Origin of the sequence: Idiomarina seosinensis (assembly GCF_003987275.1) — a bacterium.
Lineage (GTDB): Bacteria > Pseudomonadota > Gammaproteobacteria > Enterobacterales > Alteromonadaceae > Idiomarina > Idiomarina seosinensis.
Map to the genome: position 1 here is coordinate 94223 of NZ_PIQF01000005.1, position 25601 is coordinate 119823.

At 46.5% G+C, this 25601-nt stretch carries 34 protein-coding genes; 26 read left to right on the plus strand and 8 right to left on the minus strand.

The window, feature by feature from the left end:
- The first annotated feature begins 2 nt into the window (after positions 1-2).
- From rpsS to CWI81_RS12625, 9 genes are all read left to right on the plus strand, one after another.
- The gene (gene rpsS / locus CWI81_RS12585; protein ID WP_126785667.1) at positions 3-281 is read left to right on the plus strand and encodes a 30S ribosomal protein S19; all 279 of its coding nucleotides are present in this window, start codon (positions 3-5) and stop codon (positions 279-281) included.
- Positions 282-294: 13 nt separating this feature from the next.
- Positions 295-627, plus strand: coding sequence for a 50S ribosomal protein L22 (rplV, locus tag CWI81_RS12590; protein ID WP_126785702.1), 333 nt, complete (start codon positions 295-297; stop codon positions 625-627).
- Between the two features lie 10 nt (positions 628-637).
- Entirely contained in the window at positions 638-1318 is a 681-nt protein-coding gene (gene rpsC / locus CWI81_RS12595) for a 30S ribosomal protein S3 (protein WP_126785668.1), read from the plus strand.
- Between the two features lie 12 nt (positions 1319-1330).
- A complete protein-coding gene (gene rplP, locus CWI81_RS12600) occupies positions 1331-1744 on the plus strand; it encodes a 50S ribosomal protein L16 (protein ID WP_126785669.1) in 414 nt (137 codons plus the stop codon).
- Positions 1744-1935: a 50S ribosomal protein L29 gene (gene rpmC / locus CWI81_RS12605; RefSeq protein WP_126785670.1), complete on the plus strand. Its 192-nt coding sequence runs from the start codon at positions 1744-1746 to the stop codon at positions 1933-1935. The genes rplP and rpmC overlap by 1 nt, the downstream gene beginning before the upstream one ends.
- Positions 1935-2198 carry a 30S ribosomal protein S17 gene (gene rpsQ / locus CWI81_RS12610; protein WP_126785671.1) on the plus strand — a complete coding sequence of 88 codons (264 nt, stop codon included), beginning with the start codon at positions 1935-1937 and terminating at the stop codon, positions 2196-2198. Before rpmC ends, rpsQ begins: the two co-directional genes overlap by 1 nt.
- Before the next feature lie 175 nt (positions 2199-2373).
- Positions 2374-3795, plus strand: a complete 1422-nt coding sequence (locus CWI81_RS12615) for a selenoprotein S family protein (protein WP_126785672.1) — start codon at positions 2374-2376, stop codon at positions 3793-3795.
- A gap of 104 nt (positions 3796-3899) precedes the next feature.
- Positions 3900-6341 (plus strand): TonB-dependent receptor, encoded by a 2442-nt coding sequence (locus CWI81_RS12620; RefSeq protein WP_126785673.1) that lies wholly within the window; start codon positions 3900-3902, stop codon positions 6339-6341.
- A 62-nt stretch (positions 6342-6403) separates the two neighbouring features.
- Positions 6404-8389, plus strand: a complete 1986-nt coding sequence (locus tag CWI81_RS12625; protein ID WP_126785674.1) for a tetratricopeptide repeat-containing sulfotransferase family protein — start codon at positions 6404-6406, stop codon at positions 8387-8389.
- A gap of 26 nt (positions 8390-8415) precedes the next feature.
- Here CWI81_RS12625 and dbpA read toward each other — a convergent pair whose 3' ends face one another.
- From dbpA to CWI81_RS12660, 7 genes are read right to left on the minus strand one after another with little or no spacing between them, the layout of a single operon-like run.
- Positions 8416-9801, minus strand: coding sequence for an ATP-dependent RNA helicase DbpA (gene dbpA, locus CWI81_RS12630; protein WP_126785675.1), 1386 nt, complete (start codon positions 9799-9801; stop codon positions 8416-8418).
- 50 nt (positions 9802-9851) lie between these two features.
- On the minus strand, positions 9852-10229 hold the full coding sequence (locus CWI81_RS12635; RefSeq protein ID WP_126785676.1) for a Na+/H+ antiporter subunit G: 378 nt from the start codon (positions 10227-10229) through the stop codon (positions 9852-9854).
- An 11-nt stretch (positions 10230-10240) separates the two neighbouring features.
- On the minus strand, positions 10241-10510 hold the full coding sequence (locus CWI81_RS12640) for a K+/H+ antiporter subunit F (RefSeq protein ID WP_126785677.1): 270 nt from the start codon (positions 10508-10510) through the stop codon (positions 10241-10243).
- Positions 10504-10992 (minus strand): Na+/H+ antiporter subunit E, encoded by a 489-nt coding sequence (locus CWI81_RS12645; RefSeq protein WP_126785678.1) that lies wholly within the window; start codon positions 10990-10992, stop codon positions 10504-10506. The genes CWI81_RS12640 and CWI81_RS12645 overlap by 7 nt, the downstream gene beginning before the upstream one ends.
- Entirely contained in the window at positions 10989-12512 is a 1524-nt protein-coding gene (locus tag CWI81_RS12650) for a monovalent cation/H+ antiporter subunit D (RefSeq protein WP_126785679.1), read from the minus strand. Before CWI81_RS12650 ends, CWI81_RS12645 begins: the two co-directional genes overlap by 4 nt.
- Complete coding sequence (locus CWI81_RS12655; RefSeq protein WP_126785680.1) at positions 12512-12853, minus strand: Na+/H+ antiporter subunit C; 342 nt, start codon at positions 12851-12853, stop codon at positions 12512-12514. Before CWI81_RS12655 ends, CWI81_RS12650 begins: the two co-directional genes overlap by 1 nt.
- Positions 12853-15642 carry a monovalent cation/H+ antiporter subunit A gene (locus tag CWI81_RS12660; protein ID WP_126785681.1) on the minus strand — a complete coding sequence of 930 codons (2790 nt, stop codon included), beginning with the start codon at positions 15640-15642 and terminating at the stop codon, positions 12853-12855. Before CWI81_RS12660 ends, CWI81_RS12655 begins: the two co-directional genes overlap by 1 nt.
- A 276-nt stretch (positions 15643-15918) precedes the next feature.
- On the opposite strand from CWI81_RS12660, the gene rplN reads away from it, so the two are divergent.
- The 17 genes from rplN to rplQ all read left to right on the plus strand — a co-directional run bounded on the left by rplN (position 15919) and on the right by rplQ (position 24418).
- The gene (gene rplN, locus CWI81_RS12665; protein ID WP_053954214.1) at positions 15919-16287 is read left to right on the plus strand and encodes a 50S ribosomal protein L14; all 369 of its coding nucleotides are present in this window, start codon (positions 15919-15921) and stop codon (positions 16285-16287) included.
- Between the two features lie 10 nt (positions 16288-16297).
- Positions 16298-16612 carry a 50S ribosomal protein L24 gene (gene rplX / locus CWI81_RS12670; RefSeq protein ID WP_126785682.1) on the plus strand — a complete coding sequence of 105 codons (315 nt, stop codon included), beginning with the start codon at positions 16298-16300 and terminating at the stop codon, positions 16610-16612.
- Positions 16613-16632: 20 nt separating this feature from the next.
- Positions 16633-17172: a 50S ribosomal protein L5 gene (gene rplE / locus CWI81_RS12675; protein ID WP_126785683.1), complete on the plus strand. Its 540-nt coding sequence runs from the start codon at positions 16633-16635 to the stop codon at positions 17170-17172.
- An 11-nt stretch (positions 17173-17183) separates the two neighbouring features.
- A complete protein-coding gene (gene rpsN, locus CWI81_RS12680; RefSeq protein WP_126785684.1) occupies positions 17184-17489 on the plus strand; it encodes a 30S ribosomal protein S14 in 306 nt (101 codons plus the stop codon).
- Between the two features lie 26 nt (positions 17490-17515).
- Positions 17516-17908, plus strand: coding sequence for a 30S ribosomal protein S8 (gene rpsH / locus CWI81_RS12685; RefSeq protein ID WP_126785685.1), 393 nt, complete (start codon positions 17516-17518; stop codon positions 17906-17908).
- 14 nt (positions 17909-17922) lie between these two features.
- Positions 17923-18456, plus strand: coding sequence for a 50S ribosomal protein L6 (gene rplF, locus CWI81_RS12690; protein WP_126785686.1), 534 nt, complete (start codon positions 17923-17925; stop codon positions 18454-18456).
- A gap of 9 nt (positions 18457-18465) precedes the next feature.
- On the plus strand, positions 18466-18819 hold the full coding sequence (rplR, locus tag CWI81_RS12695; protein WP_126785687.1) for a 50S ribosomal protein L18: 354 nt from the start codon (positions 18466-18468) through the stop codon (positions 18817-18819).
- Positions 18820-18828: 9 nt separating this feature from the next.
- On the plus strand, positions 18829-19338 hold the full coding sequence (gene rpsE, locus CWI81_RS12700) for a 30S ribosomal protein S5 (RefSeq protein ID WP_126785688.1): 510 nt from the start codon (positions 18829-18831) through the stop codon (positions 19336-19338).
- 6 nt (positions 19339-19344) lie between these two features.
- Positions 19345-19524: a 50S ribosomal protein L30 gene (gene rpmD / locus CWI81_RS12705; protein ID WP_126785689.1), complete on the plus strand. Its 180-nt coding sequence runs from the start codon at positions 19345-19347 to the stop codon at positions 19522-19524.
- 3 nt (positions 19525-19527) lie between these two features.
- Positions 19528-19962, plus strand: coding sequence for a 50S ribosomal protein L15 (gene rplO / locus CWI81_RS12710; RefSeq protein ID WP_126785703.1), 435 nt, complete (start codon positions 19528-19530; stop codon positions 19960-19962).
- Positions 19963-19967: 5 nt separating this feature from the next.
- The gene (secY, locus tag CWI81_RS12715; protein WP_126785690.1) at positions 19968-21296 is read left to right on the plus strand and encodes a preprotein translocase subunit SecY; all 1329 of its coding nucleotides are present in this window, start codon (positions 19968-19970) and stop codon (positions 21294-21296) included.
- Between the two features lie 23 nt (positions 21297-21319).
- On the plus strand, positions 21320-21433 hold the full coding sequence (rpmJ, locus tag CWI81_RS12720) for a 50S ribosomal protein L36 (protein WP_006956433.1): 114 nt from the start codon (positions 21320-21322) through the stop codon (positions 21431-21433).
- 122 nt (positions 21434-21555) lie between these two features.
- Positions 21556-21912: a 30S ribosomal protein S13 gene (gene rpsM / locus CWI81_RS12725; protein WP_126785691.1), complete on the plus strand. Its 357-nt coding sequence runs from the start codon at positions 21556-21558 to the stop codon at positions 21910-21912.
- 12 nt (positions 21913-21924) lie between these two features.
- The gene (rpsK, locus tag CWI81_RS12730) at positions 21925-22314 is read left to right on the plus strand and encodes a 30S ribosomal protein S11 (protein WP_105306939.1); all 390 of its coding nucleotides are present in this window, start codon (positions 21925-21927) and stop codon (positions 22312-22314) included.
- A gap of 28 nt (positions 22315-22342) precedes the next feature.
- Positions 22343-22963 (plus strand): 30S ribosomal protein S4, encoded by a 621-nt coding sequence (gene rpsD / locus CWI81_RS12735; RefSeq protein WP_126785692.1) that lies wholly within the window; start codon positions 22343-22345, stop codon positions 22961-22963.
- A 25-nt stretch (positions 22964-22988) separates the two neighbouring features.
- Complete coding sequence (locus CWI81_RS12740) at positions 22989-23978, plus strand: DNA-directed RNA polymerase subunit alpha (RefSeq protein WP_126785693.1); 990 nt, start codon at positions 22989-22991, stop codon at positions 23976-23978.
- Positions 23979-24016: 38 nt separating this feature from the next.
- Positions 24017-24418, plus strand: coding sequence for a 50S ribosomal protein L17 (gene rplQ, locus CWI81_RS12745; RefSeq protein ID WP_126785694.1), 402 nt, complete (start codon positions 24017-24019; stop codon positions 24416-24418).
- A 50-nt stretch (positions 24419-24468) separates the two neighbouring features.
- Here the strand turns inward: rplQ and CWI81_RS12750 are convergent, their stop codons facing one another.
- Positions 24469-25317 (minus strand): hypothetical protein, encoded by an 849-nt coding sequence (locus tag CWI81_RS12750; RefSeq protein WP_126785695.1) that lies wholly within the window; start codon positions 25315-25317, stop codon positions 24469-24471.
- Positions 25318-25601 lie beyond the last annotated feature (284 nt).

Consider the following 25601-nt stretch of genomic DNA (forward strand, 5'->3'; position numbering starts at 1 on the left):
ACATGCCACGTTCTCTTAAAAAAGGTCCATTTATTGACCTTCACCTGCTAAATAAGGTGGAGAAAGCGTTGGAAGCCGGGGATAAAAAGCCAATTAAAACTTGGTCCCGTCGTTCAATGATTAGTCCAGATATGATCGGTTTGACGATCGCTGTTCACAACGGCCGTCAACATGTTCCAGTTTTCGTCTCTGACGAAATGATTGGTCATAAACTGGGTGAATTCGCACCAACCCGTACTTATCGCGGCCATGCTGCTGATAAGAAAGCGAAGAAACGGTAAGAGGTAGAGAGTGATGGAAGCAATAGCTAAACACCAATTTGCCCGCGTTTCTGCTCAGAAGGGCCGTTTGGTCGCAGACCAAATTCGCGGTTTGCCAGTGGAAAAAGCACTGGACATTCTGGCGTACAGCCCGAAAGCAGCAGCTGGCTTGATCAAGAAAGTTCTTGAATCAGCTATCGCTAACGCGGAACACAACGAAGGTGCGGATATTGATGAGCTGAAAATTGCTAAGATCTTTTTAGACGAAGGTCCTACAATGAAGCGTATCAAGCCACGTGCGAAAGGCCGTGCCGATCGTATCTTTAAGCGCACCAGCCACATTACTGTGGTCGTGTCAGATAGCTAGGAGATAAATTATGGGTCAGAAAGTACATCCTAATGGTATTCGCCTAGGTATCTCCAGACCATGGAATGCAACCTGGTACGCGAATACAAATGAATTTGCTGATAACTTGCACAGTGATCATCAGGTACGTAAGTTCCTGACGAAAGAACTTCGCAACGCATCAGTATCGCGCATCGTTATCGATCGTCCTGCAAAGAGTGTTCGTGTGACTATTCACACTGCACGTCCGGGTGTCGTTATCGGTAAAAAAGGCGAAGACGTAGAAAAACTGCGCAAGCAGGTTCAGAAATTGACAGGGTCTCCCTCTCAAATCAACATTTCTGAAGTACGTAAGCCTGAGCTGGATTCTCAGCTTGTTGCCGACAACATTTCCGGTCAGTTGGAACGTCGTGTAATGTTCCGTCGCGCGATGAAGCGTGCTGTACAGAACGCTATTCGCCTAGGTGCTAAAGGTATCAAGGTAGAAGTTAGCGGTCGTTTAGGCGGCGCTGAAATCGCACGTACTGAGTGGTATCGTGAAGGTCGAGTTCCACTGCACACTTTACGTGCAGACATCGATTACTCGACGTCAGAAGCGAACACCACTTACGGTATCATCGGTGTTAAGGTCTGGATTTTCCGTGGTGAAGTTCTAGGTGGACTGCCAACTGAAGAAAAGCCAGCTCCTAAGCGCGGCAAAAACCGTAAGTAAGGAGAGACGATAATGTTACAACCTAAGCGTACAAAATTCCGTAAGGTTCACACAGGCCGCAACCGTGGTCTGGCGCAGTCTGGTAACAAAGTCAGCTTCGGATCGTTCGGTTTGAAAGCGACTGACCGTGGTCGTATGACCGCGCGCCAGATAGAAGCAGGCCGTCGTGCGATGACTCGTCACGTTAAGCGTCAGGGTAAAATCTGGATACGCGTATTCCCAGACAAGCCAATTACCAAAAAGCCATTAGAAGTTCGTATGGGTAAAGGTAAAGGTAACGTCGAGTATTGGGTAGCCCAGATCCAGCCAGGTCGTGTACTTTACGAAATGGACGGTGTTTCAGAAGAATTGGCACGTGAAGCGTTCCGCCTTGCGGCACGTAAACTGCCTTTCAAAACCACTTTTGTGACTCGGACGGTAATGTGATGAAAGCAAGTGAACTGAAAGAAAAAACCGTTGAGCAGCTGCAAGAAGAATTGCTGAACTTGCGTCGTGAGCAGTTTAATCTGCGCATGCAAGCGGCAACTGGTCAGCTGAATCAGACTCACATGATGAAGCAAGTACGTCGCGACATCGCGCGTATTAAAACCATCTTAAACGATAAGGCAGGTGCGTAATGTCTGAAGAAAAACGTATTCGTACTCTGCAAGGCAAAGTTGTCAGCGATAAGATGGATAAGACCATCACTGTAGCTGTAGAGCGTCGTGTAAAGCACCCGGTCTACGGTAAGTACATCTCGCGTACAACTAAAGTACACGCACACGATGAAGAAAATCAGTGCAAAATGGGTGATCTCGTGATTGTTCGCGAATCTCGTCCATTGTCTAAGAATAAGTCTTGGGCACTGATGGAAATTGTTGAGCGCGCTACTGTTGTCTAATAGCAGATAACGTACTGTTAACAAAAAGGCCTCCTTATGGAGGCCTTTTTTTTGATCTAAATAATTTAAATAGCGGTATTATTCATAAACTTATACTAAGCTAAATAACGGATGAGTTGTTATGGTAATTGTTAGTTAGCTTGTTTACGTGCACTTTACTATAAGGAGTTAGCACATGTCGAAGGGATGGATATTAGCCGCATCAGTGCTGGCCGCATCGCCCGCGATTGCGGCCGCGCAGCAAGACGAACAGAGTGTTCAGGCAGAAATAGAAATGCTTAAGAAAAAGCTGTCCGAATTAGAACAACGTTTGGCTGAGCAAGAACAACAAAAAGAGAAAATGAAAGAGCGTCATCAGCAGATGATGACAAAGAAAGAGTATCAGGGCGAAACTAAAAAGGGAAAGTCCGGTGCTACTCGAGCCAACTCTGCTGACTCTGGAGTGCACGCGAAACTCGCAAAACTTGAAGAAAAAACCGAGGAGAATCAAAACTGGCCAATCAAAGTTCATGGCGCTGTTCGTTTTCAGTATGAATATAACAATTATGATTCAGACAATGAAAACCGCACCGGTGACTTAGACTTTGATATTTTCCGGTTAAACTTTGACGGTGAAATTGGCGATGTCATTCTATCTGCGGAGTATCGTTGGTTCCACTACATGGATGTGGTTAAACATGCATGGTTTGGGTATAACTTTACCGATGAATGGCAGGCTCAGGTTGGGGTCGTTAAAGTGCCTTTCGGCAACATGCCTTACAACTCGCACAGCTATTTCTTTAACTCTACTTTCTATGTCGGTTTAGAAGACGAGCATGACAACGGTGTGAGAGTTCTTTATCGCGGTGATGACTGGCATTTTGATATTGCTTATCACAAGTCTGACGAGCAAGGCGGGGTAGATGGCTCTACTAGTGACAGAACGGCACGTTACAACTACGATACTGTCGGTATCCGATTGCCTGGGCAGGGCGCTTACGACCAGCCCGGAGTACCAATTGGGGAAAGCAACAGCTATGCATTAAGAGCGGCGCGGATATTTACCTTTAGTGAAGATGAAAATCTGGAGGTAGGTCTTTCTGCGCAGGGAAATAACTTTTATTCGGGGGCCGTAGCTGATGAGTTTGCCTCTGCCCAACAGTTTGCGAACCAAAATGTGGGTAACCGCTTCGCCTGGGGCGTTCATGGTAACTATAATAATGGGCCGTGGAATGTGCAGTTACAATACGCCGATTACGACTATGACCTAAAGCTGGATAATCGGGGTGTCTACATGGGTGCATACGCCTATTACGACGCGATTCCTACCGAAGCGAAAATCTATACGGGCAACGTGGCTTACACTAAGTCGGTCGATATAGGTCCTATTACCAGCCTGACCTTTTACAACGACCATAGCATTATTACCGATAAAGCCGGCTACCAGGATGATACCTGGATGAATGTGTTAGGCGTCGCAGTAGCAGCTGGTGGTGGCTTTTATACATATGTTGACTATGTAAGAGCAAAAAATCAGCCGTTTATCGGTGGCAATATTGCTACTGACGGGGGCGAAGTCAATGACCGCTTTAACATCAATTTTGGTTATTACTTTTAAATGCGTATAATGTGCAATGCATTATAGAGTTCGAAGGCGGCTACTCAGTGGCCGCTTAATTTTTCATAGGAGAAAACCCAAAAAAAACCAATCCGGGAGAGAGCATGTTTAAATACGATAAGTTGAGCTCTGCTATCTTTATAGCATTAGCTGCTTCTTCGTCAGCAGTTGCACAAGAGCAAGACGTGCAGCAAGAGGAAGCAGAAAATAATCGAGAAATAGAAACCATCAACGTAACCGCAACCAAGCGGACCACCAACATCCAGCAGACACCGACCGCTGTTCAGGCAATGAGTACTAAAGACCTGAGAGAGCAGAACATCGGTAACTTCCAGGATTACGCGCAATATGTACCTAACGTCACCTCCGGCGGCCGCGGCCCTGGACAAAATGACGTGTTTATTCGCGGTATGTCTATCCAACCAATTTCTGTAATGCTTTCTGGTGCACAGGGCACTATGCCTAACGTTGCCATGTATGTTGATGAGCAGCCAGTGACAGCTCCAGGTCGTAACCTGGATGTGTACGCGACTGACTTACAGCGTATCGAAGTACTACCAGGGCCACAGGGTACTTTGTTCGGAGCAAGTTCACAGGCCGGGACTATTCGTTACATCACCAATAAGCCTCTGTTAGGGACCTTCGAAGCTGGCTTCACAACAGGCTTTGAAACCATGGCTGAAGGCGAAATGAGCAGTTCGGCAGAAGGCTATATTAACATTCCAGTGACGAATGACCTGGCAGTCCGGGGTGCCTTCTATAACGTGAATCGCGGTGGTTATATTGATAATAAAGCCGGTCAGTTTTCTATTGATCCGGATAGCCCTCACTTTCGTGGTTTAAACGAAGGGTTGCTGGGGTTAATTGATGACGGCACCACTTTTACCAACGCGAACAATACTGACTTAGCAGAAGATGACTTTAACGATAGCTATTACAAAGGATTTCGTCTGAGCGCTAAGTATCAAATTAACCGTAACTGGGATTTCCTGGTGCAGCATCAGGCACAGGACTTAGGGGCTGACGGTGTCTTCGATTACGACCCCGAAATTGGTGATCTGGAAGTTGAGCGTTATTTCCCAGATGAGCTAGAAGACAGCTTTGACCTAACTTCATGGACGTTGAATGGCCGTTTAGGCGCACTCGAAATTCTTTATACCGGTGGTTATTTAGACCGTGAAGTCGAGCAGTCAATCGACTACACCGGTTATAACACAGAAGGCTCGTTTATTATCTATTACACCTGTACTTATGGTGATGATGGAATGGCCGAAAATTGTGTTGATCCAACCAAAGGCTTCAAGGGTTATCAAGAGCACGAGCGAATTACCCAGGAAGCACGTATAAACTATGACTTTAACGACTCTGCGCGTATCACCGCAGGTGTCTTCTATGATGACTACGAAATTAACACTCAGGATAACTACGTGTACTTCGCCAATCCTGACGCGTTAGGCTTCGTGCCGAATGCGCCTATCTCTGACGCGTATGCGAACAATCGCGATACTCGGCCACCAGGCGTAGGTTTCTTTAATGACATCACTCGTACTGAAGAACAAATCGCTTTATTTGGTGAGTTCACATACGATCTGACTGAAAAGTTATCGGCGACAGTCGGGCTGCGCTGGTACGATATGGAGTCTGACTTTACAGGCCAATCGAGCTTCTCTTCGAAAGGCGAAGACACAGACGCCGGTCGTGATTATGACCAAACAGCCGGTCATTCAAATGAGCCGTTAGAGCTTGATGATGTGATCCCTAAGTTCAGTTTGAGTTATCAATACGATCCGCAAACACTATTTTTCACTACGTACTCCGAAGGTTTCCGCCCAGGCGGCTTTAACCGTGCAGGTGGTCAAGGTAGTGAAGAAACAGGGTTTGTACCAACGGTTTACCAAACCGACGAAGTAAAAAACTATGAATTCGGTTGGAAAACCTTAATGCTGGATAACAGCCTGCGTTGGAATGGTAATGTGTATTTCATCGACTGGACTGATATGCAGATTAACCGGTTAAATACCGATATCTCTATTCTGGCTTTCGTGGATAACGCGGCAGATTCAGAAATCCGAGGCTTGGAGACTGACTTCACCTGGCGCATGACAGACAACTTTACCTTGCATGGTGCAATGTCTTATAACGATACCGAACTTGTTTCGACAGGGGCTGGCATTGTGCGGACATTACCGGTCGGTTCAGAGTTACCATTGACGCCTGAATTACAGGCAAATATTCGTGGCCGTTACATGTGGACTCTGGAAAACAACTGGGATGCGCACGCGCAACTGGGTTGGATATATGCGGGTGAAACTTATCCGTCAATTGTCGCGCAAGAGGTAGAACAAGCTGGCGGCAAGCAGGACTCATATAATATCCTGAACGCTTCTGTTGGTGTTATGAAAGATCAGTGGAGCGTTAAGCTGTATATGAAAAACTTGACGGATGAACGCGCTGAGCTGTTCACCAATACTCAGGATGACATATTGAGAACCACAACTAACCGTCCGCGGTCAGTTGGCCTATCGGTCTCCTATTCATTCTATTAAAAAGTTGTAGAAGGGGCTGTTAAAGCCCCTTTTTTTGTTTCCTTTTGTGAATTAGAAAAGCCATGGATCAGATAAAACGAGCACTTGCGAGTAAACAATTTTCAAAGGCGTTAGAGCTCTTAGAGGGATTATCGACAGATTTGCCCGAAGAAGAGAAGAAGGAACAGCTATACCTATTGGCGGTAACTTACCGCTATTTAAAAAATTTTAGACAAGCCGAACATAGTCTCAGAAGCTTGTTAAGCTACTGGCCTGAATATGGGCGTGCGTTTCAGGAGTTGGCACACTGCTATCGCGATCAGGATAACCTTAAGCAAGCCAGAAGCAATTATTATCAAGCGGTTAGATATAACCCAGCGCTGCATGCAAGCTGGACTAATCTGGCGTCATTGGAGCAAGCTTTAGGTCAGCCCCAGCAAGCTGAACGAAATCAACAGCAAGCCAAGTTTTTATTACAGCAGCCGAAAGAAGTTCTCGCTGCTATGAATTTATTCCACGAGGGTAAATACTACAAAGCTGAAAAAATTTGCCGAGCGTTTTTACAGAAGCAACCACACCATATCGAGGCAATGCGAACCTTAGCAAATATTGGCTCGAAGCTTGATGTATTAAATGATGCAGAGTTTTTACTTGAGAGTGCACTAGTATTAGAACCAGATTATGATCATGCTCGCTTTGACTATGTAAAAGTGTTACAGCGCCGACAAAAGCATGAGGCAGCCTACACCCAGGCTCAGAGGCTGCATAAGAAGCAACCCGAGAATCCAGCTTACAAGGCGTTGTACGCCAATCAATGCGCGGCGCTTGATAAATATGAGCAGGCCTTAGAGCTTTATGATCAGATTTTGACTTCCGGTGAGGGTGACATAGCCGGGATTTTATTGGCCAAAGGTCACGTAATGAAAGCCCTTGGTGACACGGAAAAAACGGTTGAATACTATCAGCAAGCATACGCGGCACGACCTACGTTTGGTGATGCATACTGGAGCCTGGCCAATTTAAAGACCTATCGCTTTAGCAAACAACAAATTGAGCAAATGGAGCAGCAGGTTAGCCAAGAAACGCTGCCGACAGTGGACAAAATTCACTTATTATTTGCATTAGGTAAAGCGCTCGAGGATGCCGGCGACTATCAGCAGGCATTTTATTACTACCAGCAAGGAAATCGGCTAAAAAGCGAGAGCAGCAGTTTTAATGCGGGTGTGTTAGAAAGTCGAATGGAGTTGCAAAAAGAGTTCTTTAGCAGTGAAAAAGTAACGCAAATAAAAGCAAAAGAGCCGGTCAGAGCCGACCGTGAAACGCCGATTTTTATTGTCGGTTTACCACGTGCGGGGTCGACGCTTATTGAGCAAATTCTGGCATCACACTCGCAAATTGAAGGCACCATGGAATTACCGAATATTCCAGCCTTAGCTCATGGGCTTAATGGCCGTCAATTGCAATCTGAGCAACCGCGCTACCCGGGAATACTCGATGAGTTTGACTCGCAGAGGCTCACCGAACTGGGCGACCGGTATTTGCAAGAAACTAATATTTACCGCAGTGGAAAAGCTTATTTTACCGATAAAATGCCGAATAACTTTCGTCACATCGGATTGATTAAGTCGATCCTTCCCAACGCAAAGATTATCGATGCGAGGCGCCATCCGCTTGATTGTTGTGTTAGCGGTTTTAAACAGTTTTTTGCCGAAGGTCAGGAGTTTAGTTATGACCTGGAAGTATTAGGCCGTTACTATAGATACTACCTGGACTTGATGGATCATTGGCATAGCGTCTACCCTGGAGAAATCTATACCTTGGTACATGAACAGCTGGTGGAAGACCCGGAGCAGCAAATAACTGAGTTGCTGGGCTATCTAGACTTGCCTGTTGAGCAACAATGTTTTGATTTCCATAAAACGGAGAGAACTGTAAAAACAGCGAGCTCGGAACAAGTTAGGCAACCAATTAACCGTTCGGGCATGGGACAATGGAAACGCTATGAGCCCTATATTGAGCCATTAATAAATGAATTAAAACCGGTTATGGAGCGCTGGGACAAAGTATAGTCCCAGCAACAAGTTGCGACAGGTCTTTAAAGAGCTTTTGCGCGGAAGCGCTTGCCTTTTATTTTATTGTTATTGATGCGTTCCAACGCCTGGCTTGCCAGACGTGAATTAACTGCGACAAAGGCAAAATTACTCTCGACTTTTATTTTTCCAATATCATCAGCGCTTAGCGCATTGTCTTTAGTTAGTGCGCCGACAATATCTCCGGGTCTAAGTTTGTCCTTTTTACCACCGCTTAACTGTAAGGTTGCCATGTTGGCACGCAGTGGCTGCATATTAGCTGGAGTAGGTACTGTTCTTAACTGAATAGGGTTAGTAAAGCTATCTTCGAGTAACCGCATTTTGTAGTCGTCTTGCGCTGCAATTAACGTTATTGCGACCCCATGTTTACCGGCTCGCCCGGTCCGGCCAATACGGTGCGTATGAGTAGCTAAATCATGCGCCATATGTACATTGATCACCAAATCGAGCTCAGCTATATCAAGCCCGCGCGAGGCAACGTCGGTGGCTACTAATACCCGGAGGCTGCCATTACTGAATTGTATGATAGCTTGCTCGCGGTCTTTCTGCTCGAGCTCACCGTGCAACGCCAGAACACTGAATTTATTAGCACGAAGCGTGCTAACTATATCTTTTACCTGATTTTTTGTATTGCAAAAGACCAGGCAGTTGTCGGGTTGCTGCTCACTGAGTAAGCTCATGACCAGCTGAGAGGGATCAGTGTCCAGTGAGTAAAATTGCTGTTCAATTTCTGCTTTGTCTTGTTCTTGAACCGCATTAATTTGAACGGCGTTTGTTGTAATCTGTTCTGCTAAGGTCTTGATATTGTGTGGGTATGTCGCACTGAATAATAATGTTTGTCGTGTCTTGGAGATATGGCTAATAATGGCAGTCAATTCGTCTTGAAAGCCCATCTCCAACATTCTGTCAGCTTCATCAAGAACCAGTGTTTCCAGTTCAGACAGGTCAACATTGCTCTGTTGCAGGTGATCAAGCATCCTGCCTGGTGTTGCAACCAGTACGTGTGCACCATGTTCAAGTGAGTTGCTCTGAATACGTGTCGGTTCGCCACCGCATAGCGTTAAAACTTTGATGTTAGACATGGTTTTAGCTAACAGTCGAATCTCTTCAGCAACCTGCTGTGCGAGCTCGCGGGTAGGGCATAACACTAACGCCTGAGGCGAGAAACGCTTTACATCAAGCTTCGACAGTAAAGTCAGTGCAAACGCGGTTGTTTTTCCGGTCCCTGTATTAGCACGAACTACGGCGTCGGCCTTGTCCAACGTAACTGGCAAACTGAGCGACTGAACTAAGGTCATTTGTTGATAGCCAATTTCGTCAAGCCGGTTCAGTAAGGCGGGTGGTAGGTTTAATTGCTTAAAATGAATAAGCTCTGAAGTATTGTCAGACATTTAACAGGGTCGCCAAGTGTAGGTGATGGTTGTGGGACAATTATCTGCGATTACTTTTTATCGTGCTCATGCGGATAAGAGTCTTCTTCTTTGCGATAGTCGCGGGTATTTTTAAACATACTGAGTTCGGTATGCAAAGCGGCCTTAGCCATAATATGCGCACTAATTGGTGCAGTAAGAAATAGGAAAATAGCGATCAGTAACTCGCTGAGGGTTAACTGACCTTGCACTGAGGTTGCAATAATCGAGGCAATAACGATACCACCAATACCTAAGGTGCTGTTCTTGGTCGGTGCGTGCAACCGAGTATAGAAATCTGGTAGCACCGCCAAACCTAATGAACCAATAAATGCAAAGGCAGCGCCTAATAGAATAAAGAAGCCCACTAAATATTGGCTCCAGAGCGGTAATTGATTTAACGCGTCCATAGTTATCTCCGTTACTCTATTAGGTCGCCACGCAACAGGAACTTGCCCGCTGCAATGGTACCAACAAACCCAAACATGGCGATAAGCAGTGCTGCTTCAAAATAGGTTTGAGTATTTTGATGCATTCCCAACAACAATAATAATGCCAAAGAATTGATGTAAATGGTGTCGAGGGCTAATATCCGATCGGGTAACTCCGGGCCTTTTACTAACCGCCAGAAATTCATCAGTATGGCTAAGCTGAAAAGTAAAAAGGCAATTTGAAGAATAGTACCTAACATTCAAATATCTCCTTTAAACGGCGCTCGTAGCGGTTTCTTATGGTTTCTATCACTTGCTCCGGATCTTCCTCGGAAAAAGCATGAATTAAAATACCTTTGCGACCGCGGGTAATTTCGCAGGACACTGTGCCTGGCGTTAGGGTAATAGTGCTGGCCAAAATTGTAACCGGCAGTTCTTCTTTCATATCAAGAGGAAAAACCAAAAGTGCTGGTTTAATAGAGCGCGGACGTCTAATTATTAGTGCAGCGACTTTAAAGTTAGCGACAATAATGTCAAATAATAAAATAAAGAAATAAACAACCGCGAGGTGTGGCTTTTTAACCCGCGCAAACGCCGGCCATGCAGGCCTGAACAAAATTGGCATTAACAGTGAGAATATAACGCCGAGCAGGAGCACGCCAGCGCTTACTGAATTAAACAGCAGTAACCAGATAAGCAATAAGAACACGCTTAGGAAAGGAGCGGGTAATATCTTATTCATGGTGTGGTCTCCGCTTGTTGGCCTAATACGAACATTGGATAGCTAGCAACATCATCCAGCTGCTCTGCTACCTCAGTCGTATAATCACGTATTGGACTCGCAAAAACGGTCATCAATAACGACAATAGCAGCAGTAGTGCTACAGCAATTCGTTTGCCTGCCGGGGCTGATTGCTCCGACGGCTTGCCCGACAATGTGTGCCAAATCATTTTACTACCCACTCGTGAAATCGACACCAACATGACTAAGGTGGCGGATAAAACAGCACCCCATAAAACAAAGCTGTGGCTGTTTGCTGTGGCCGACTCCAGAATCATTAACTTACTGATGAATCCTGACAGTGGCGGTAGACCAATTATCGAGATGGCCGCGAGCAAAAACATGATGGCATAAGTTGAATGATTTGCCATTTTCTTACCTGAAACAATTCTGGAGGCGGTTTTGCCCCGTTCATAGGCCATCAGGTCGGCAAGCAGAAACAAGGCGCCGGTGATAAAAGTGGAATGGACTAAATAAAATAAAGCAGCGCCGGTGGTTGCGGTCGACGCAAAACTAAAGGCGGCTATCATGGTTCCAATTGAGATAACCACTAAGTAGGCAACAAGCAGTCGTAAGTCTCTTGCTGCCATTATTCCGGCGGAACCCGCTAACATGGTGAGCAGGCCCATTACCCATAACCAGTCGTGGGCGACTAACGCCAGCTCATTTGCTTCTGGTCCAAACATCAAAGAGTAAACTCTTATGATTGAGTAAACTCCAACTTTGGTCATTATGGCAAATAAAGCGGCGACTACGCCTGTGGTAGTTGAGTACGCTTGAGGTAGCCAAAAATGCAATGGCAGAATAGCGGCTTTGAGTCCAAATACCACCAATAAAACTAATGCTCCCGCTTTTGCTAATACAGCCTGGTCTCCGTCCAATTGCTGAATATGGCCTGCCATGTCAGCCATATTGAGGGTGCCGGTTACCCCGTATAAGGTGCCAATACCAATTAGGAATAACGCAGAACCCAACAAGTTTAGTAGCACGTAATGCAGCGTGGCGCGTACCCGAAACTTACCGCCACCATGCATTAGCAATGCATAAGAGGATATTAGTAGAACTTCGAAGAAGACAAATAGGTTAAAAATATCGCCGGTGGCAAAAGCCCCCATAATGCCCATTATTTGAAATTGAAACAGAGCTTGAAAGTGAGAGCCCAGATTGTCTTCTGAGAAACAGCCGTAAATAAGTACCGGCAATGCAAGAATAGCGGTAATCAACATCATCATGGCACTGAGTTTATCAACCATAAGCACAATGCCGAATGGCGCTTCCCAATTACCAAGCTGATAGATCAGCATTTCTTGTTGTCGTACTTCGAACAGTAAAAATATTGCCGCCGTCAAAGTCAGTAAACTTGCTGCTAAGCCAATAGCCCGGCGCTTTGGTTGCGGCCTGTTGCCCCAGGGCAGTAGCTGTATTAAGGCGGTAAATAATGGAATAAGAATAGGCAATATCGCCAGGTGTTGCTGCCACATTAGCGTTTGCCCTCCGTACTGTTGTTCTGATCGTTAACTTCATCAGTACCAATCTCGCCGCGAGCACGAACCGCCAAAATAATAGAGTACGCAGTCATTGCGAACCCGATAACAATAGCAGTTAGCACGAGTGCCTGTGGTAACGGATCTGCATAGCTTTCCTGGGTGCCAAGAATTGGCGCGCCGTCTATGGTTAAACGGCCGGTTGAAAATAAGAACAAATTAACCGCGTAAGACAGCATGGTGATGCCAACCACGACCGGAAATGACCGACCACGGAGAATTAAAAATACGCTACAAGCGGTCAGAATGCCGACCGTAACAGAATATAGTGTTTCCATTAATTGCCCTCGTATGTTGGACGGTGGCGAGTGGTCATCTTGCCAAAGTTACTTAAAATCATCATGGTTGCACCAATGACCGTTAGAAAAACGCCAAGGTCGAACAGTAGCGCCGTAGCAAATTCCCACTTACCCACGACTGGCCAGTTCAGGTAAGTGAACCAGCTAGTCAGGAAGGGTTTGCTAAATATCCAGCTACCTACACCGGTAAGAGCCGCTATCATCACACCAATTGACATTAACGACTGATAGTTAACATTAAATCGATCTTTAACCCAGTCGACTCCGTTGGCAATGTATTGCAAGATCATTGCAGATGCAGCAATTAAGCCTGCGATAAAACCGCCGCCGGGCAGGTTATGGCCGCGTAAAAAGATATAGACAGCCACCATCATCGCCATTGGTAAAATTAAGTTAGCCACGTTTGTCAGCATCAATGGGTGTTTAATTCGATGCCATGGACGGCCGTCGACATCGCTGGATGGCATGAACGGCTTTAACTTATTCAATAACTTGTGAATACCGGCTGCTGCAATTGCCAACACGGTTATTTCACCCAAGGTATCAAAGCCACGGAAATCAACCAGGATAACGTTAACGACGTTGGTTCCGCCGCCACCTGTTTTGGCGTTTGCGATGAAGAAATCAGAAATGCTTTCGAGCGGTGACGTTAAAATAGCGAAGTTAAGCGTTGCTACAATACCACCGATAAAGCTGGCAATAATAATATCGCGGAATACTCGGTGACCGCTAGAAGCTCGAGCGGTTTTTTGCGGCATGAAAAACAACGCTAAAATCATTAGCACAATACTAACAACCTCGACCACCAGCTGAGTCATCGCCAAGTCTGGCGCTGAGAAATGCGCGAACGAGAGGGACACCATTAGGCCAACGACTGACAGCATCATTAGCATCACAAAACGATTGCGGTGCAAGGTGGCAGTGCCGAAGGCAGCAGCAATTAATACTAATGCACCAACCATAGACACCATGTCGATAGGCAGCTGTGGGTTAGAACCGGTAACTGCGCTTATTTCCATTAATGTGGGTAATAAAATAACGATAACGCTGATCAGCACAAAGGCCATGTAGCGCTGCAATGAGCCCGTGTCTAACCAGTCGAAAAAGCGTGCACATGCGTCATTAATACGCTGCACGATTCGCTCAAAGTTGTGTTTTGCGTCTTGACCGTCAAACTGACGGTTAAAAGTGAATAGTTGATCACGAGCAGAGTAGATAACGATACCACCGACGACCGCAACCAGGCTCATTAATAATGGTACGTTAAACCCATGCCACAAGGAAAGTTTAACCTCAACCGGAATAGCGGTAACAGCGCTGGCAGCTTGATTAATAATTCCCGAGACGGTCGCCATCGGGGCTAACCCTATAATAACGCACAGGCCAGCTAATAAAGCGACCGGGGCCGACATCATGCGGGGTGGGTCGTGCGGTTTTTTCGGCAGTTCTTTATAGTCACCGTTAAAAAACACGTCGTGAATAAAACGAATAGAGTAGGCCACTGATAACGCGGCGCCGACGGTCGCGAGAATAGGCACAAACCAGCTCAGACCGCCGAATAAATGTTGCTGTACCGCCTGATCTAAGAACAATTCTTTTGACATGAAACCGTTAAATGGCGGAATGCCGGCCATTGACGCTGCAACCACCATGGCTAATGTTGCGGTTAACGGCATTAGACCCATTAAGCCCTGCAGCTTCCGCATATCGCGAGTGCCGCTCTCGTGGTCGATAATTCCAGCCGTCATAAACAAGCCCGCTTTAAAGCAGGCGTGATTAATAATATGGAACATCGCGGTAACCACGGCTCCTTGCGTACCAATCCCGAGCATCATACAGATGAGGCCTAAATGGCTAACGGTAGAGAACGCGAGCAAGCCTTTCAGGTCATGCTTTAGTAGCGCGAAGTAGGCACCAATTAACATGGTGATTAAGCCGACCACAGTAACGATGGTAAACCAAAGTTCAGTGCCTGCCATTACCGGATGGAAGCGAGCTAATAAGAAGATCCCGGCTTTAACCATGGTGGCAGAGTGTAAGTAAGCACTTACCGGAGTTGGCGCAGCCATGGCATGAGGTAACCAGAACTGAAATGGAAATTGTGCGGACTTAGTAAAGGCCCCAAGCAGCACCAGAATCAATGCCGGGGTGTAGTAAGCGTGGGCTTTAATTTGGTCAGCTGCCGCTAATACCTGATCGAACTGATAACTACCGGCTATGTTGCCAATAATTAACAAGCCGGCAAGTAATGCTAACCCTCCGGCACCAGTTGTGGCCAACGCCATCCGTGCGCCACGGCGGGCGTCGCTGCTGTGAAACCAATAACCAATCAGCAAAAAGGATGAGATGCTAGTTAGTTCCCAAAACGCCCACATCAACAAAATATTGTCGGCCATAACGATGCCCAGCATCGAAGCCATAAATAACAATAGACAACCGTAGAAGCGTGCGTCGTCATCTGCTTCTGATAAGTAGTAGTGGGCGTATATTATGATCAACACGCCGATGCCTAATATAAGGCCGACAAATAGCAATGATAAGCCATCGAGTCGAACAGCAAAGTCCAAGCCAAGCCCGGGCAGCCATTCCACCAATTGTTTAGGGATCTCGCCTGCGAGCGTCTGCGGCGCGTACTGTAGTACGGTCAAGATACTGGCTATGGTAATAAGCAGCGTAACTAATGTCTTTACGCTACGGGGTGCTTGTTTGAGTACTAAAGGTAACAGTGCGCCAAACAGTGGCGCCATAATAATGAATAATAAATTCATAGGCTCGTTATTGTTCCAGTTGCTAACGCTCAGTCACTGTTTCTACAGAGCACACTATTTAGATTGAAGGTACGAATTTACCATTGTATCGGATGGCTGCCAACTGAATCCGAAAGCAGAAAATGGGCAATTGACCGCGACTTACCAAAAAAAGTGAGATTGGCCTACCATCTCCATTTTTTATCTGTTACAATTCGCGGCCCTTTTTATAAGGGAAAAACCAAAAGGCAGCACGACCCGAGAGGGTCTGTTTTTTTAACTAAGCGGGGCACTGAAATGATCCAAATGCAAACTACCCTGGACGTTGCCGATAACTCCGGCGCGCGCAGCGTACAATGTATTAAGGTTCTAGGTGGTTCGCACCGTCGCTACGCAAACATCGGCGATATCATCAAAGTTACTGTTAAGGAAGCAATTCCGCGCGGTAAGGTGAAGAAAGGCGATGTTGTGAATGCGGTGGTCGTTCGCACCAGAAAAGGCGTCCGTCGACAAGACGGGTCGGTCATCCGTTTTGACCGCAACGCGGCTGTGTTGTTGAATAGCAACCAACAGCCCATTGGCACTCGTATTTTCGGGCCGGTAACTCGTGAGCTGCGTTCAGAGCAGTTTATGAAGATTATCTCGCTGGCACCAGAAGTACTATAAGGAGTCAATTATGGCGGCAAAAATTAGACGTGATGACGAAGTAGTCGTCCTGGCAGGTAAGGACAAGGGCAAGCAAGGCAAAGTCCTAAAGGTTCTTACTGATAAAGATCGCGTGATCGTAGAAGGCGTAAATGTCGTGAAGAAACATCAGAAGCCAAACCCGGCTCTTGGTGAATCTGGCGGTATTGTTGAAACAGAAGCGCCTATCCACGTATCGAACGTAGCGATCCTTAACCCAGAGACAGGTAAAGCAGATCGTGTTGGATTTCGAGTTGAAGACGGCAAAAAAGTCCGTTTCTTTAAATCGAACGACGCAATCATTTAATTCAATTTTGGAGTTTTACGATGGCGAAACTGCATGATTTTTATAAAGAATCGGTAGTTCCTGGACTGATGAAAGAGTTCAGCTACAACAGCGTCATGCAAGTCCCTCGGATTGAGAAAATCACCCTTAATATGGGTGTGGGTGAAGCTCTGGCTGACAAAAAAGTACTTGATAATGCAGTGGCTGACTTAGAGGCAATCTCTGGTCAAAAGCCGGTTCGTACTGTAGCACGCAAGTCTGTCGCCGGTTTCAAAATCCGTGAAGGCTACCCGATTGGCTGTAAAGTAACTCTGCGCGGCGAGCGCATGTGGGAATTCTTTCAACGTTTAGTATCGATTGCAATCCCACGTATCCGTGACTTCCGTGGCCTCAACGCTAAGTCGTTTGATGGTCGTGGCAACTATAGCATGGGTGTTCGTGAGCAGATCATCTTTCCGGAAATCGACTATGACAAAGTCGATAAGGTACGTGGTCTTGATATCACCATTACCACAAATGCTGGCACAGATGACGAAGCTCGTGCTTTGCTAGCTGCCTTTAACTTCCCGTTCAGAAAGTAAGGTGTAGAGTTATGGCAAAACAGTCAATGAAAGCGCGTGACGTGAAGCGAGCAAAGCTTGCTTCAAAATACGCAGAAAAACGCAACGCACTGAAAGCGGTCATTAGTGACGTAAATGCATCAGACGAAGAGCGTTGGGAAGCAGTGCTTAAGTTGCAGCAGCTCCCACGTGATGCCAGTCCGACGCGTCAACGTAACCGTTGTCGTATAACTGGTCGTCCTCATGGTTTCCTTCGTAAATTCGGCATGAGCCGTATCAAGGTACGTGAGATGGCGATGCGCGGTGAAATTCCTGGCTTGAAAAAAGCTAGCTGGTAAGCCACGAATCACGGGAGAAAGCAAATATGAGCATGCAAGATCCAATTGCGGATATGTTCACACGCATTCGCAACGCTCAAGGTGCTAACAAAGTTACAGTGAAAATGCCTTCATCTAAGCAGAAAGTGGCAATTGCCGAAGTGCTTAAGCAGGAAGGTTTCATCGTAGGTTTTAGTGCTGAGAGTACTGCAAAACCTGAGCTTGAAATCGAATTGAAGTATTTCGAAGGCAAGCCAGTAATCGAATCAATCGAGCGCGTTAGTCGCCCTGGTTTGCGCATCTATAAGAAGCGCAACGAGTTGCCTAATGTGATGGGTGGTCTTGGTGTCGCTGTTGTTTCAACATCGAAAGGCCTAATGACCGATCGTGCCGCTCGCCAAGCTGGTCTTGGTGGCGAAATCGTCGGCTACGTAGCGTAATCAGGAGGTAGGAAATGTCACGTGTTGCTAAAGCACCCATTGAAATTCCTGCTGGCGTTGAAATTTCGCTAAATGGCCAGGAAGTTACGATTAAAGGCGCCCAAGGCTCACTGAGTCGCTTAGTCAATAATGCCGTTGAATTGGTAACAGAAGACAACGTTCTGCGTACTGTTCCACGTGAAGGCGTTGCTAACGCAACTGCCCAAGCAGGTACAGCGCGTGCATTATTGCAAAATATGGTGGTTGGGGTAACTAAAGGGTTTGAACGTAAGCTACAACTTATGGGTGTCGGTTACCGTGCGCAAGCACAAGGTAAAAAACTGAACCTAACTTTGGGCTTCTCACACCCTGTGGAGTTCGAAATTCCGGAAGGAATTACTATCGATACTCCTTCTCAAACCGAGGTTGTCGTTAAAGGCGCAGATAAGCAGTTAGTTGGCCAAGTGGCAGCTAACATTCGTGCATACCGTAAACCAGAGCCTTATAAAGGCAAAGGTGTTCGTTATGCAGACGAGCAAGTGCGCCGTAAAGAAGCCAAGAAAAAGTAGGGTAATACGATGGACAAGAAAGCAGCTCGCTTACGTCGTGCTACTCGCGCACGTAAACAAATTAAAGAGTTGGGTGCAAATCGACTGGTTGTACACCGTACACCGCGTCATATCTATGCACAGTTGATCGCACCTAACGGTTCTGAAGTGCTGGCAGCCGCCTCGACGGTTGAAAAGGCAGTCCGCGACCAAGTGAAAGCGACAGGTAATGTCGATGCCGCGAAAGTTGTGGGTAAAATCATCGCTGAGCGTGCGGTAGAAAAAGGCGTTAAAGACGTCACTTTCGATCGCAGTGGTTTTAAATACCACGGCCGCGTTGCTGCATTAGCAGACGCTGCTCGCGAAGCTGGACTTCAGTTCTAGGAGACGAAAATGGCAAATGCAAATAATGCAGAAGCTCAAAACGGTGAACTGATTGAGAAGTTGATTACGGTCAATCGTGTAGCGAAAGTGGTTAAAGGTGGTCGCATCTTTAGTTTCACTGCACTGACTGTGGTTGGCGACGGTAAAGGTAAAGTCGGATTTGGTTATGGTAAGGCTCGTGAAGTTCCAGCCGCTATTCAAAAAGCGATGGAAAAAGCACGCCGCAATATGGTAACTGTCCAGCTGAAAGGTGAGACTTTACAACATCCTGTTAAGGGCCGTCATTCAGGTTCACAGGTATACATGCAGCCTGCATCAGAAGGTACGGGTATCATCGCTGGTGGTGCTATGCGTGCGGTTCTGGAAGTAGCAGGGGTTCATAACGTGCTGTCAAAGGCATATGGTTCAACCAACCCAATCAACGTTGTTCGCGCGACAATCAAAGCGTTGAACGACATGAAGTCGCCGGAGCAAGTTGCGGCGAAGCGTGGATTGCGCGTTGACGAAATACTGGGGTAGTGAACAATGGCAAAGACAATCAAAGTAACACAGACGCGTAGCGCTATCGGTCGTTTGCCGAAGCATAGAGCTACACTTCGTGGCTTGGGTCTCCGCCGCATTGGTCACACAGTAGAGTTGGAAGACACTGCTGCAGTCCGCGGTATGGTGAACCGAGTTAATTACATGGTTAAGGTGGAGGGATAAATGATGGAATTAAATAATCTTTCTCCTGCACCTGGTGCAAAAAGCAGCAAAAAGCGCGTTGGACGCGGTATTGGATCAGGTCTGGGTAAAACCGGCGGTCGTGGTCATAAAGGGCAAAAATCACGCTCTGGTGGCACCGTTAAGCCAGGTTTCGAAGGCGGTCAGATGCCAATTCAACGCCGTCTGCCGAAGTTTGGTTTCACTTCTCGCAAGTCAATGACGACTGCGGAACTGAATCTGGCAGAAATCGCGAAAGTCGAAGGTGATGTTGTTGATTTAGCAACACTGAAAGCTGCTGGCTTGATTCGTAAGAACGTGTTGGCTGCTAAAGTCATCAAGTCTGGCGAAATTAGTCGCAAGGTGACTGTAAAAGGTCTGAAAATCACCAAAGGCGCTCGCGAAGCTATTGAAGCTGCTGGCGGCAAAATCGAAGGATAGGGCTCATGGCTAAACCAGGATTGGAATCAAATCGAGCGCAAGGTGGCATGTCGGAACTCAAGCGTCGCCTGTTGTTTGTGTTAGGAGCGATTATCGTTTTCCGAGCGGGCTCCTTTGTGCCTATTCCTGGTATTGATGCCGCTGTTTTAGCTCAACTGTTCGAACAACAAAAAGATACCATCGTTGCTATGTTTAACATGTTCAGCGGTGGTGCTTTGGAACGTGCATCGGTTTTCGCACTGGGTATCATGCCGTATATTTCGGCCTCGATTATCATGCAGCTAGCGTCAGTGGTACATCCACGGTTAGCCGAGCTGAAAAAAGAGGGTGAATCTGGTCGTCGCAAGATAAACCAATATACGCGCTGGGGTACCTTAGTGTTAGCGACATTCCAGTCAATCGGTATCGCGACTGGTCTGCCTAATTTAATGCCCGGCTTGGTCATTGACCCAAGCTTTGGCTTTTACTTTACGGCAGTAGTCAGCTTAGTGACTGGTACTATGTTCTTAATGTGGTTGGGCGAGCAGATTACCGAGCGTGGTATTGGTAACGGCATCTCTATCCTGATCTTCGTGGGTATTGTTGCAGGTTTGCCATCAGCTATTGGTCAAACAGCAGAGCAAGCGCGTCAAGGCGACTTGCACTTATTATTGCTGTTATTAATTGCTGTGGTTGTACTGGCAGTAACATACTTTGTTGTGTTCGTAGAGCGTGGTCAACGTCGAATCGTTGTCAACTACGCGAAACGCCAACAGGGTCGTAAGGTGTTTGCTGCACAAAGTACACACTTGCCGTTGAAAGTTAATATGGCAGGTGTTATTCCACCGATTTTTGCATCGAGTATTATTTTGTTTCCTGGTACCATAGCCACTTGGTTTGGCTCGGGTGAAGGTATGGTTGCCGATATTTTACAACAAGTATCGATGACTTTATCACCAGGACAGCCGCTTTATGTGTTATTGTACGCGGCTGCAATTATATTCTTCTGTTTCTTCTACACTGCGTTGGTATTTAATCCGCGCGAGACAGCAGATAACTTGAAGAAATCGGGCGCGTTCATTCCGGGTATTCGCCCAGGTGAACAAACGTCGCGATACATTGACAAAGTAATGACTAGATTGACCTTAGCAGGTGCACTGTACATTACCTTTGTATGTTTGGTTCCTGAGTTCATGATGATTGCTTGGAACGTACAGTTCTACTTTGGCGGTACATCGTTATTGATTATCGTCGTTGTAATCATGGACTTTATGGCACAGGTACAGACTCATATGATGTCTCATCAATATGATTCTGTGCTAAAAAAAGCTAACCTAAAAGGCTACGGCCGCTAAGGTTAGGTAGACGGAGAGTAGCAATGAAAGTTCGTGCTTCCGTGAAGAAAATCTGTCGTAACTGCAAAATCATTAAGCGCAACGGTGTTGTGCGAGTGATTTGCACTGATGCTAAACATAAGCAACGACAAGGTTGATTCGAAGGAAAGGCGGGTGGCCTAAATAGGTCACCCCCTTTGAAGTGTTTGCAATTCGGCATTTGGTTGAGTATCCTAACGGGCTTTTCAACTTGTGCCTACAAATTATAGGAGACGTGTTAGTGGCCCGTATCGCTGGCATTAACGTTCCTGACAATAAGCACGCGGTTATCGCTTTAACCGCTATCTATGGTGTTGGTAATACGCGCTCACAAGAAATTTGTGCAGCAACCGGTATTGCTGAAGATACCAAGATTGGTTCATTGTCAGAAGAGAAACTAGACGCGCTTCGTGACGCAGTCGCCAAATACGCAGTAGAAGGTGACTTACGTCGTGAAGTATCAATGAACATTAAACGGTTGATGGATCTCGGATGTTTCCGTGGACTTCGTCATCGTCGCAGCCTTCCTCTACGGGGTCAGCGCACTAAAACTAATGCGCGCACTCGTAAAGGTCCGCGCAAGCCAATTAAGAAGTAAGGAGATTGAGTAATGGCTAAAACACCGACTCGTTCTCGCAAGCGCGTTAAAAAGCAAGTCGCCGATGGCATGGCTCACGTGCATGCATCTTTCAATAACACCATTATCACGATCACCGATCGCCAAGGTAACGCGTTAGCGTGGGCTACGGCTGGTGGTTCAGGCTTCCGTGGTTCACGGAAATCGACGCCGTTTGCTGCTCAGGTAGCGGCAGAACGTGCAGGTGAAATGGCGAAGGAATACGGTCTTAAAAACCTGGAAGTATTTGTAAACGGTCCTGGCCCAGGCCGCGAGTCATCGATTCGTGCGTTGAATGCCGTGGGTTACCGCATCACAAATATTACCGATGTGACACCGATTCCTCACAACGGTTGTCGTCCGCCTAAGAAACGTCGCGTTTAAGGCGTGAATCGATAGTTGGAGAAAGATCATGGCAAGATATTTGGGTCCTAAACTCAAGCTAAGCCGTCGTGAAGGGACAGATTTGTTCCTGAAAAGCGGCGTACGCGCAATCGATTCTAAATGTAAGATCGAGACTGCACCTGGACAACACGGCGCTCGTCGCGGACGTTTGTCTGATTATGGTGTGCAGTTGCGCGAGAAGCAAAAAGTTCGTCGTATGTACGGCGTTCTAGAAAAGCAATTCCGTAACTACTACAAAGAAGCCGCTCGTCTGAAAGGCAATACCGGTGAGAACCTGTTGCAGTTGCTTGAACAGCGTTTGGATAACGTAGTTTATCGCATGGGCTTTGCGTCTACACGCGCAGAAGCTCGCCAACTGGTCAGCCACAAGGCTGTAGTTGTAAACGGTCAAGTAGTTAACATTCCATCTTTCAAGGTACGTCCTGAAGATGTTGTTACGGTCCGTGAGAAAGCTAAGAAACAATCACGTATTGCAGCAGCGCTGGAATTGGCTGAGCAACGTGAGAAGCCAGTTTGGTTAGAAGTAGACGGCAACAAGATGGAAGGTCAGTTTAAACGTCTTCCAGAACGTAGCGACTTGTCTGCTGAAATTAACGAACAGTTGATCGTAGAGCTTTACTCTAAGTAAAGCTTAAGCATAGAGAGAGGACACAATGCAGGGTTCTGTTACCGAATTCCTTAAGCCGAGGTTAGTCGACATCGAGCAAGTTAGCCCGACTCATGCCAAGGTGACACTGGAGCCTCTAGAACGTGGCTTTGGTTACACTCTAGGTAATGCGTTACGTCGCATTCTATTGTCGTCAATGCCAGGCTGTGCAGTGACTGAAGTAGAAATCGACGGCGTACTGCACGAATACAGCAGTAAAGAAGGCGTACAGGAAGACGTCATCGAGATTTTGTTGAACCTTAAAGGCTTAGCAATTAGCCTTGAAGGCAAAGACGAAGCGACGTTGACCTTGAACAAATCCGGTGCAGGTCCTGTAACCGCAGGCGATTTTCAGCACGATGGTGATGTGGAAATCGTAAATCCTGAGCACGTTGTTTGCCACCTTACCGGTGAAAACGAATTTAACATGCGTGTTAAAGTTGAGCGTGGTCGTGGTTATGTTCCTGCGTCATCTCGTCAGTCTGAAGACGATGATGAACGTCCAATCGGTCGTCTTTTGGTCGATGCGTCGTTCAGCCCGGTAGAACGCATTGCGTACAGCGTTGATGCGGCTCGAGTTGAGCAGCGTACTGACCTTGATAAGCTGGTTATCGACATGGAAACCAACGGCACTTTGGATCCTGAAGAAGCGATCCGCCGTGCAGCTACAATTCTGGCTGAACAGCTGGAAGCGTTCGTTGAGCTCCGTGATATCAGCGAGCCGGAAGAAAAAGAAGAGAAACCGGAGTTTGATCCGATTCTACTTCGTCCGGTAGACGATCTAGAGTTAACTGTTCGTTCAGCGAACTGCCTCAAGGCAGAAGCAATTCAGTACATTGGTGACTTAGTTCAGCGTACCGAAGTGGAGTTGTTGAAAACTCCTAACTTGGGTAAAAAATCGCTGACAGAAATCAAAGATGTACTAGCGTCACGTGGTTTGTCTTTAGGTATGCGCCTAGAGAACTGGCCACCCGCTAGTCTGATTGATAACGACTAAGTCATCTTAGTAATAGATTTACTGAGAAGGGTATAGGTATGCGCCATCGTAAGAGTGGTCGTCAACTAAATCGCAATAGCAGCCATCGTCAAGCGATGTTCCGCAATATGGCTGTCTCTTTGGTACGTCATGAGATAATCAAGACGACGTTACCAAAAGCGAAAGAGTTGCGTCGCGTAGTAGAGCCATTAATCACAATGGCGAAACAAGACAGTGTTGCAAGTCGCCGTTTGGCATTTGCACGCACTCGTGATAAAGAAGTTGTGGGCAAGTTATTTAACGAACTTGCGCCGCGTTATGAACAACGCCCAGGTGGCTACACGCGTATTATGAAGTGTGGTTTCCGTACTGGCGATAACGCCCCAATGGCTTACATCGAGTTAGTCGACAGACCAGAAGTTGAAGAAGCTGAAATTGTTGAAGAAGTAGCAGCTGACTAAGCTTTATAAGTAATAATAAAAAGCCGGCGTATCGCCGGCTTTTTTATTGCCTATAGTTTAGGCTCTTTATTGTAGATCGCAGCGAGTTGCTGCTCTGTTATATAGCCTTGCTCTTTAAACCAATCCATTTCTTGTTTTGTTACCCCCTGATTTTTTGCCTGTACAATGAACGCATTCCATTGTTCCGGTGAAGTATTAGGCATGGTGCGTTCATTTCCTTGTTCCTGGCCGGTAAAAAAGTCACGGACAGCAACAAAAACGTTCTGTGTCGTTTGCGGTAAGTTGGTTACCGTATTAACCATCGCAGAAAAGAAATTTTGTGGCGAGCTGGTTGCGGCGGAACGGACAACTGAGCCACTAAGATCAGGCTCCGCAGTAATTGCTACTCGCAATATGCTATCAAGCTGTTCTGGTTGATGCTGAGCGGCTATAGAAACAATGTCGTCTATGTACGCAGGCTCTGCATCAATAGCCATTGCCACTAACTCCTCACACTTCTCCGGCGCCAATTGCAGGGCAGTACTTAAAACATCGGTGGTTAAAGCCGGTTCACTCCGTATTATAGCGCGGCTTATATGTGTGATACGGCGAGGATCATGCTGAACCGCTGCAATAAATATCTCATTCACGTCCTGCGGGTAATGTGCCGTCAGAATTCGAGTTGTACGAATGATCGAGAAATTTTGTTTTAAGTGATCGCCAATCATCTCGTGATATTGCTCTATTCGCGACAATCGTTGCTGCGAAAAAGAACGGGTGAGCTGCTGGATATTTACTTCTAATTCGACGTGATCATTAGCTTGGTGGAGGAAGGGCTTAGCTAGCGAACTATTTAGTCCCGATCCACAAAGAATCAGGGTACCTACGCTAACCGCAATTAAACTCTTTTTTAGCGCCATTATTTCTCCCCTCGGTTATTTCTATATAACTTAGACGGAGCTAATTTTTATTGTTGTAGGTGCTTCGTCATTCTATTAGTCCTCTAAAACATAACAGAGTTCCCTTCGAAATAAACATTTAGCCAACAAAAAAGAACAAAATATCGACAATTATTAATTATTTAAAAAAAGATCTTGCACGGCGCAATAAGATCTCTATAATTCGCCGCCGTTGTCAGGGAGAAAGCCAACAGGTGATTACTGACAACGGGTTGATTAGAAAGTTGCAAAAAAGCACTTGACGA

Bases quoted from the DNA above. Each gene is read 5' to 3' on its own strand.
- rpsS (WP_126785667.1), top strand. From the start codon at position 3: ATGCCACGTTCTCTTAAAAAAGGTCCATTTATTGACCTTCACCTGCTA.
- rplV (WP_126785702.1), top strand. From the start codon at position 295: ATGGAAGCAATAGCTAAACACCAATTTGCCCGCGTTTCTGCTCAGAAG.
- rpsC (WP_126785668.1), top strand. From the start codon at position 638: ATGGGTCAGAAAGTACATCCTAATGGTATTCGCCTAGGTATCTCCAGA.
- rplP (WP_126785669.1), top strand. From the start codon at position 1,331: ATGTTACAACCTAAGCGTACAAAATTCCGTAAGGTTCACACAGGCCGC.
- rpmC (WP_126785670.1), top strand. From the start codon at position 1,744: ATGAAAGCAAGTGAACTGAAAGAAAAAACCGTTGAGCAGCTGCAAGAA.
- rpsQ (WP_126785671.1), top strand. From the start codon at position 1,935: ATGTCTGAAGAAAAACGTATTCGTACTCTGCAAGGCAAAGTTGTCAGC.
- CWI81_RS12615 (WP_126785672.1), top strand. From the start codon at position 2,374: ATGTCGAAGGGATGGATATTAGCCGCATCAGTGCTGGCCGCATCGCCC.
- CWI81_RS12620 (WP_126785673.1), top strand. From the start codon at position 3,900: ATGTTTAAATACGATAAGTTGAGCTCTGCTATCTTTATAGCATTAGCT.
- CWI81_RS12625 (WP_126785674.1), top strand. From the start codon at position 6,404: ATGGATCAGATAAAACGAGCACTTGCGAGTAAACAATTTTCAAAGGCG.
- dbpA (WP_126785675.1), bottom strand. From the start codon at position 9,801: ATGTCTGACAATACTTCAGAGCTTATTCATTTTAAGCAATTAAACCTA.
- CWI81_RS12635 (WP_126785676.1), bottom strand. From the start codon at position 10,229: ATGGACGCGTTAAATCAATTACCGCTCTGGAGCCAATATTTAGTGGGC.
- CWI81_RS12640 (WP_126785677.1), bottom strand. From the start codon at position 10,510: ATGTTAGGTACTATTCTTCAAATTGCCTTTTTACTTTTCAGCTTAGCC.
- CWI81_RS12645 (WP_126785678.1), bottom strand. From the start codon at position 10,992: ATGAATAAGATATTACCCGCTCCTTTCCTAAGCGTGTTCTTATTGCTT.
- CWI81_RS12650 (WP_126785679.1), bottom strand. From the start codon at position 12,512: ATGTGGCAGCAACACCTGGCGATATTGCCTATTCTTATTCCATTATTT.
- CWI81_RS12655 (WP_126785680.1), bottom strand. From the start codon at position 12,853: ATGGAAACACTATATTCTGTTACGGTCGGCATTCTGACCGCTTGTAGC.
- CWI81_RS12660 (WP_126785681.1), bottom strand. From the start codon at position 15,642: ATGAATTTATTATTCATTATTATGGCGCCACTGTTTGGCGCACTGTTA.
- rplN (WP_053954214.1), top strand. From the start codon at position 15,919: ATGATCCAAATGCAAACTACCCTGGACGTTGCCGATAACTCCGGCGCG.
- rplX (WP_126785682.1), top strand. From the start codon at position 16,298: ATGGCGGCAAAAATTAGACGTGATGACGAAGTAGTCGTCCTGGCAGGT.
- rplE (WP_126785683.1), top strand. From the start codon at position 16,633: ATGGCGAAACTGCATGATTTTTATAAAGAATCGGTAGTTCCTGGACTG.
- rpsN (WP_126785684.1), top strand. From the start codon at position 17,184: ATGGCAAAACAGTCAATGAAAGCGCGTGACGTGAAGCGAGCAAAGCTT.
- rpsH (WP_126785685.1), top strand. From the start codon at position 17,516: ATGAGCATGCAAGATCCAATTGCGGATATGTTCACACGCATTCGCAAC.
- rplF (WP_126785686.1), top strand. From the start codon at position 17,923: ATGTCACGTGTTGCTAAAGCACCCATTGAAATTCCTGCTGGCGTTGAA.
- rplR (WP_126785687.1), top strand. From the start codon at position 18,466: ATGGACAAGAAAGCAGCTCGCTTACGTCGTGCTACTCGCGCACGTAAA.
- rpsE (WP_126785688.1), top strand. From the start codon at position 18,829: ATGGCAAATGCAAATAATGCAGAAGCTCAAAACGGTGAACTGATTGAG.
- rpmD (WP_126785689.1), top strand. From the start codon at position 19,345: ATGGCAAAGACAATCAAAGTAACACAGACGCGTAGCGCTATCGGTCGT.
- rplO (WP_126785703.1), top strand. From the start codon at position 19,528: ATGGAATTAAATAATCTTTCTCCTGCACCTGGTGCAAAAAGCAGCAAA.
- secY (WP_126785690.1), top strand. From the start codon at position 19,968: ATGGCTAAACCAGGATTGGAATCAAATCGAGCGCAAGGTGGCATGTCG.
- rpmJ (WP_006956433.1), top strand. From the start codon at position 21,320: ATGAAAGTTCGTGCTTCCGTGAAGAAAATCTGTCGTAACTGCAAAATC.
- rpsK (WP_105306939.1), top strand. From the start codon at position 21,925: ATGGCTAAAACACCGACTCGTTCTCGCAAGCGCGTTAAAAAGCAAGTC.
- rpsD (WP_126785692.1), top strand. From the start codon at position 22,343: ATGGCAAGATATTTGGGTCCTAAACTCAAGCTAAGCCGTCGTGAAGGG.
- CWI81_RS12740 (WP_126785693.1), top strand. From the start codon at position 22,989: ATGCAGGGTTCTGTTACCGAATTCCTTAAGCCGAGGTTAGTCGACATC.
- rplQ (WP_126785694.1), top strand. From the start codon at position 24,017: ATGCGCCATCGTAAGAGTGGTCGTCAACTAAATCGCAATAGCAGCCAT.
- CWI81_RS12750 (WP_126785695.1), bottom strand. From the start codon at position 25,317: ATGGCGCTAAAAAAGAGTTTAATTGCGGTTAGCGTAGGTACCCTGATT.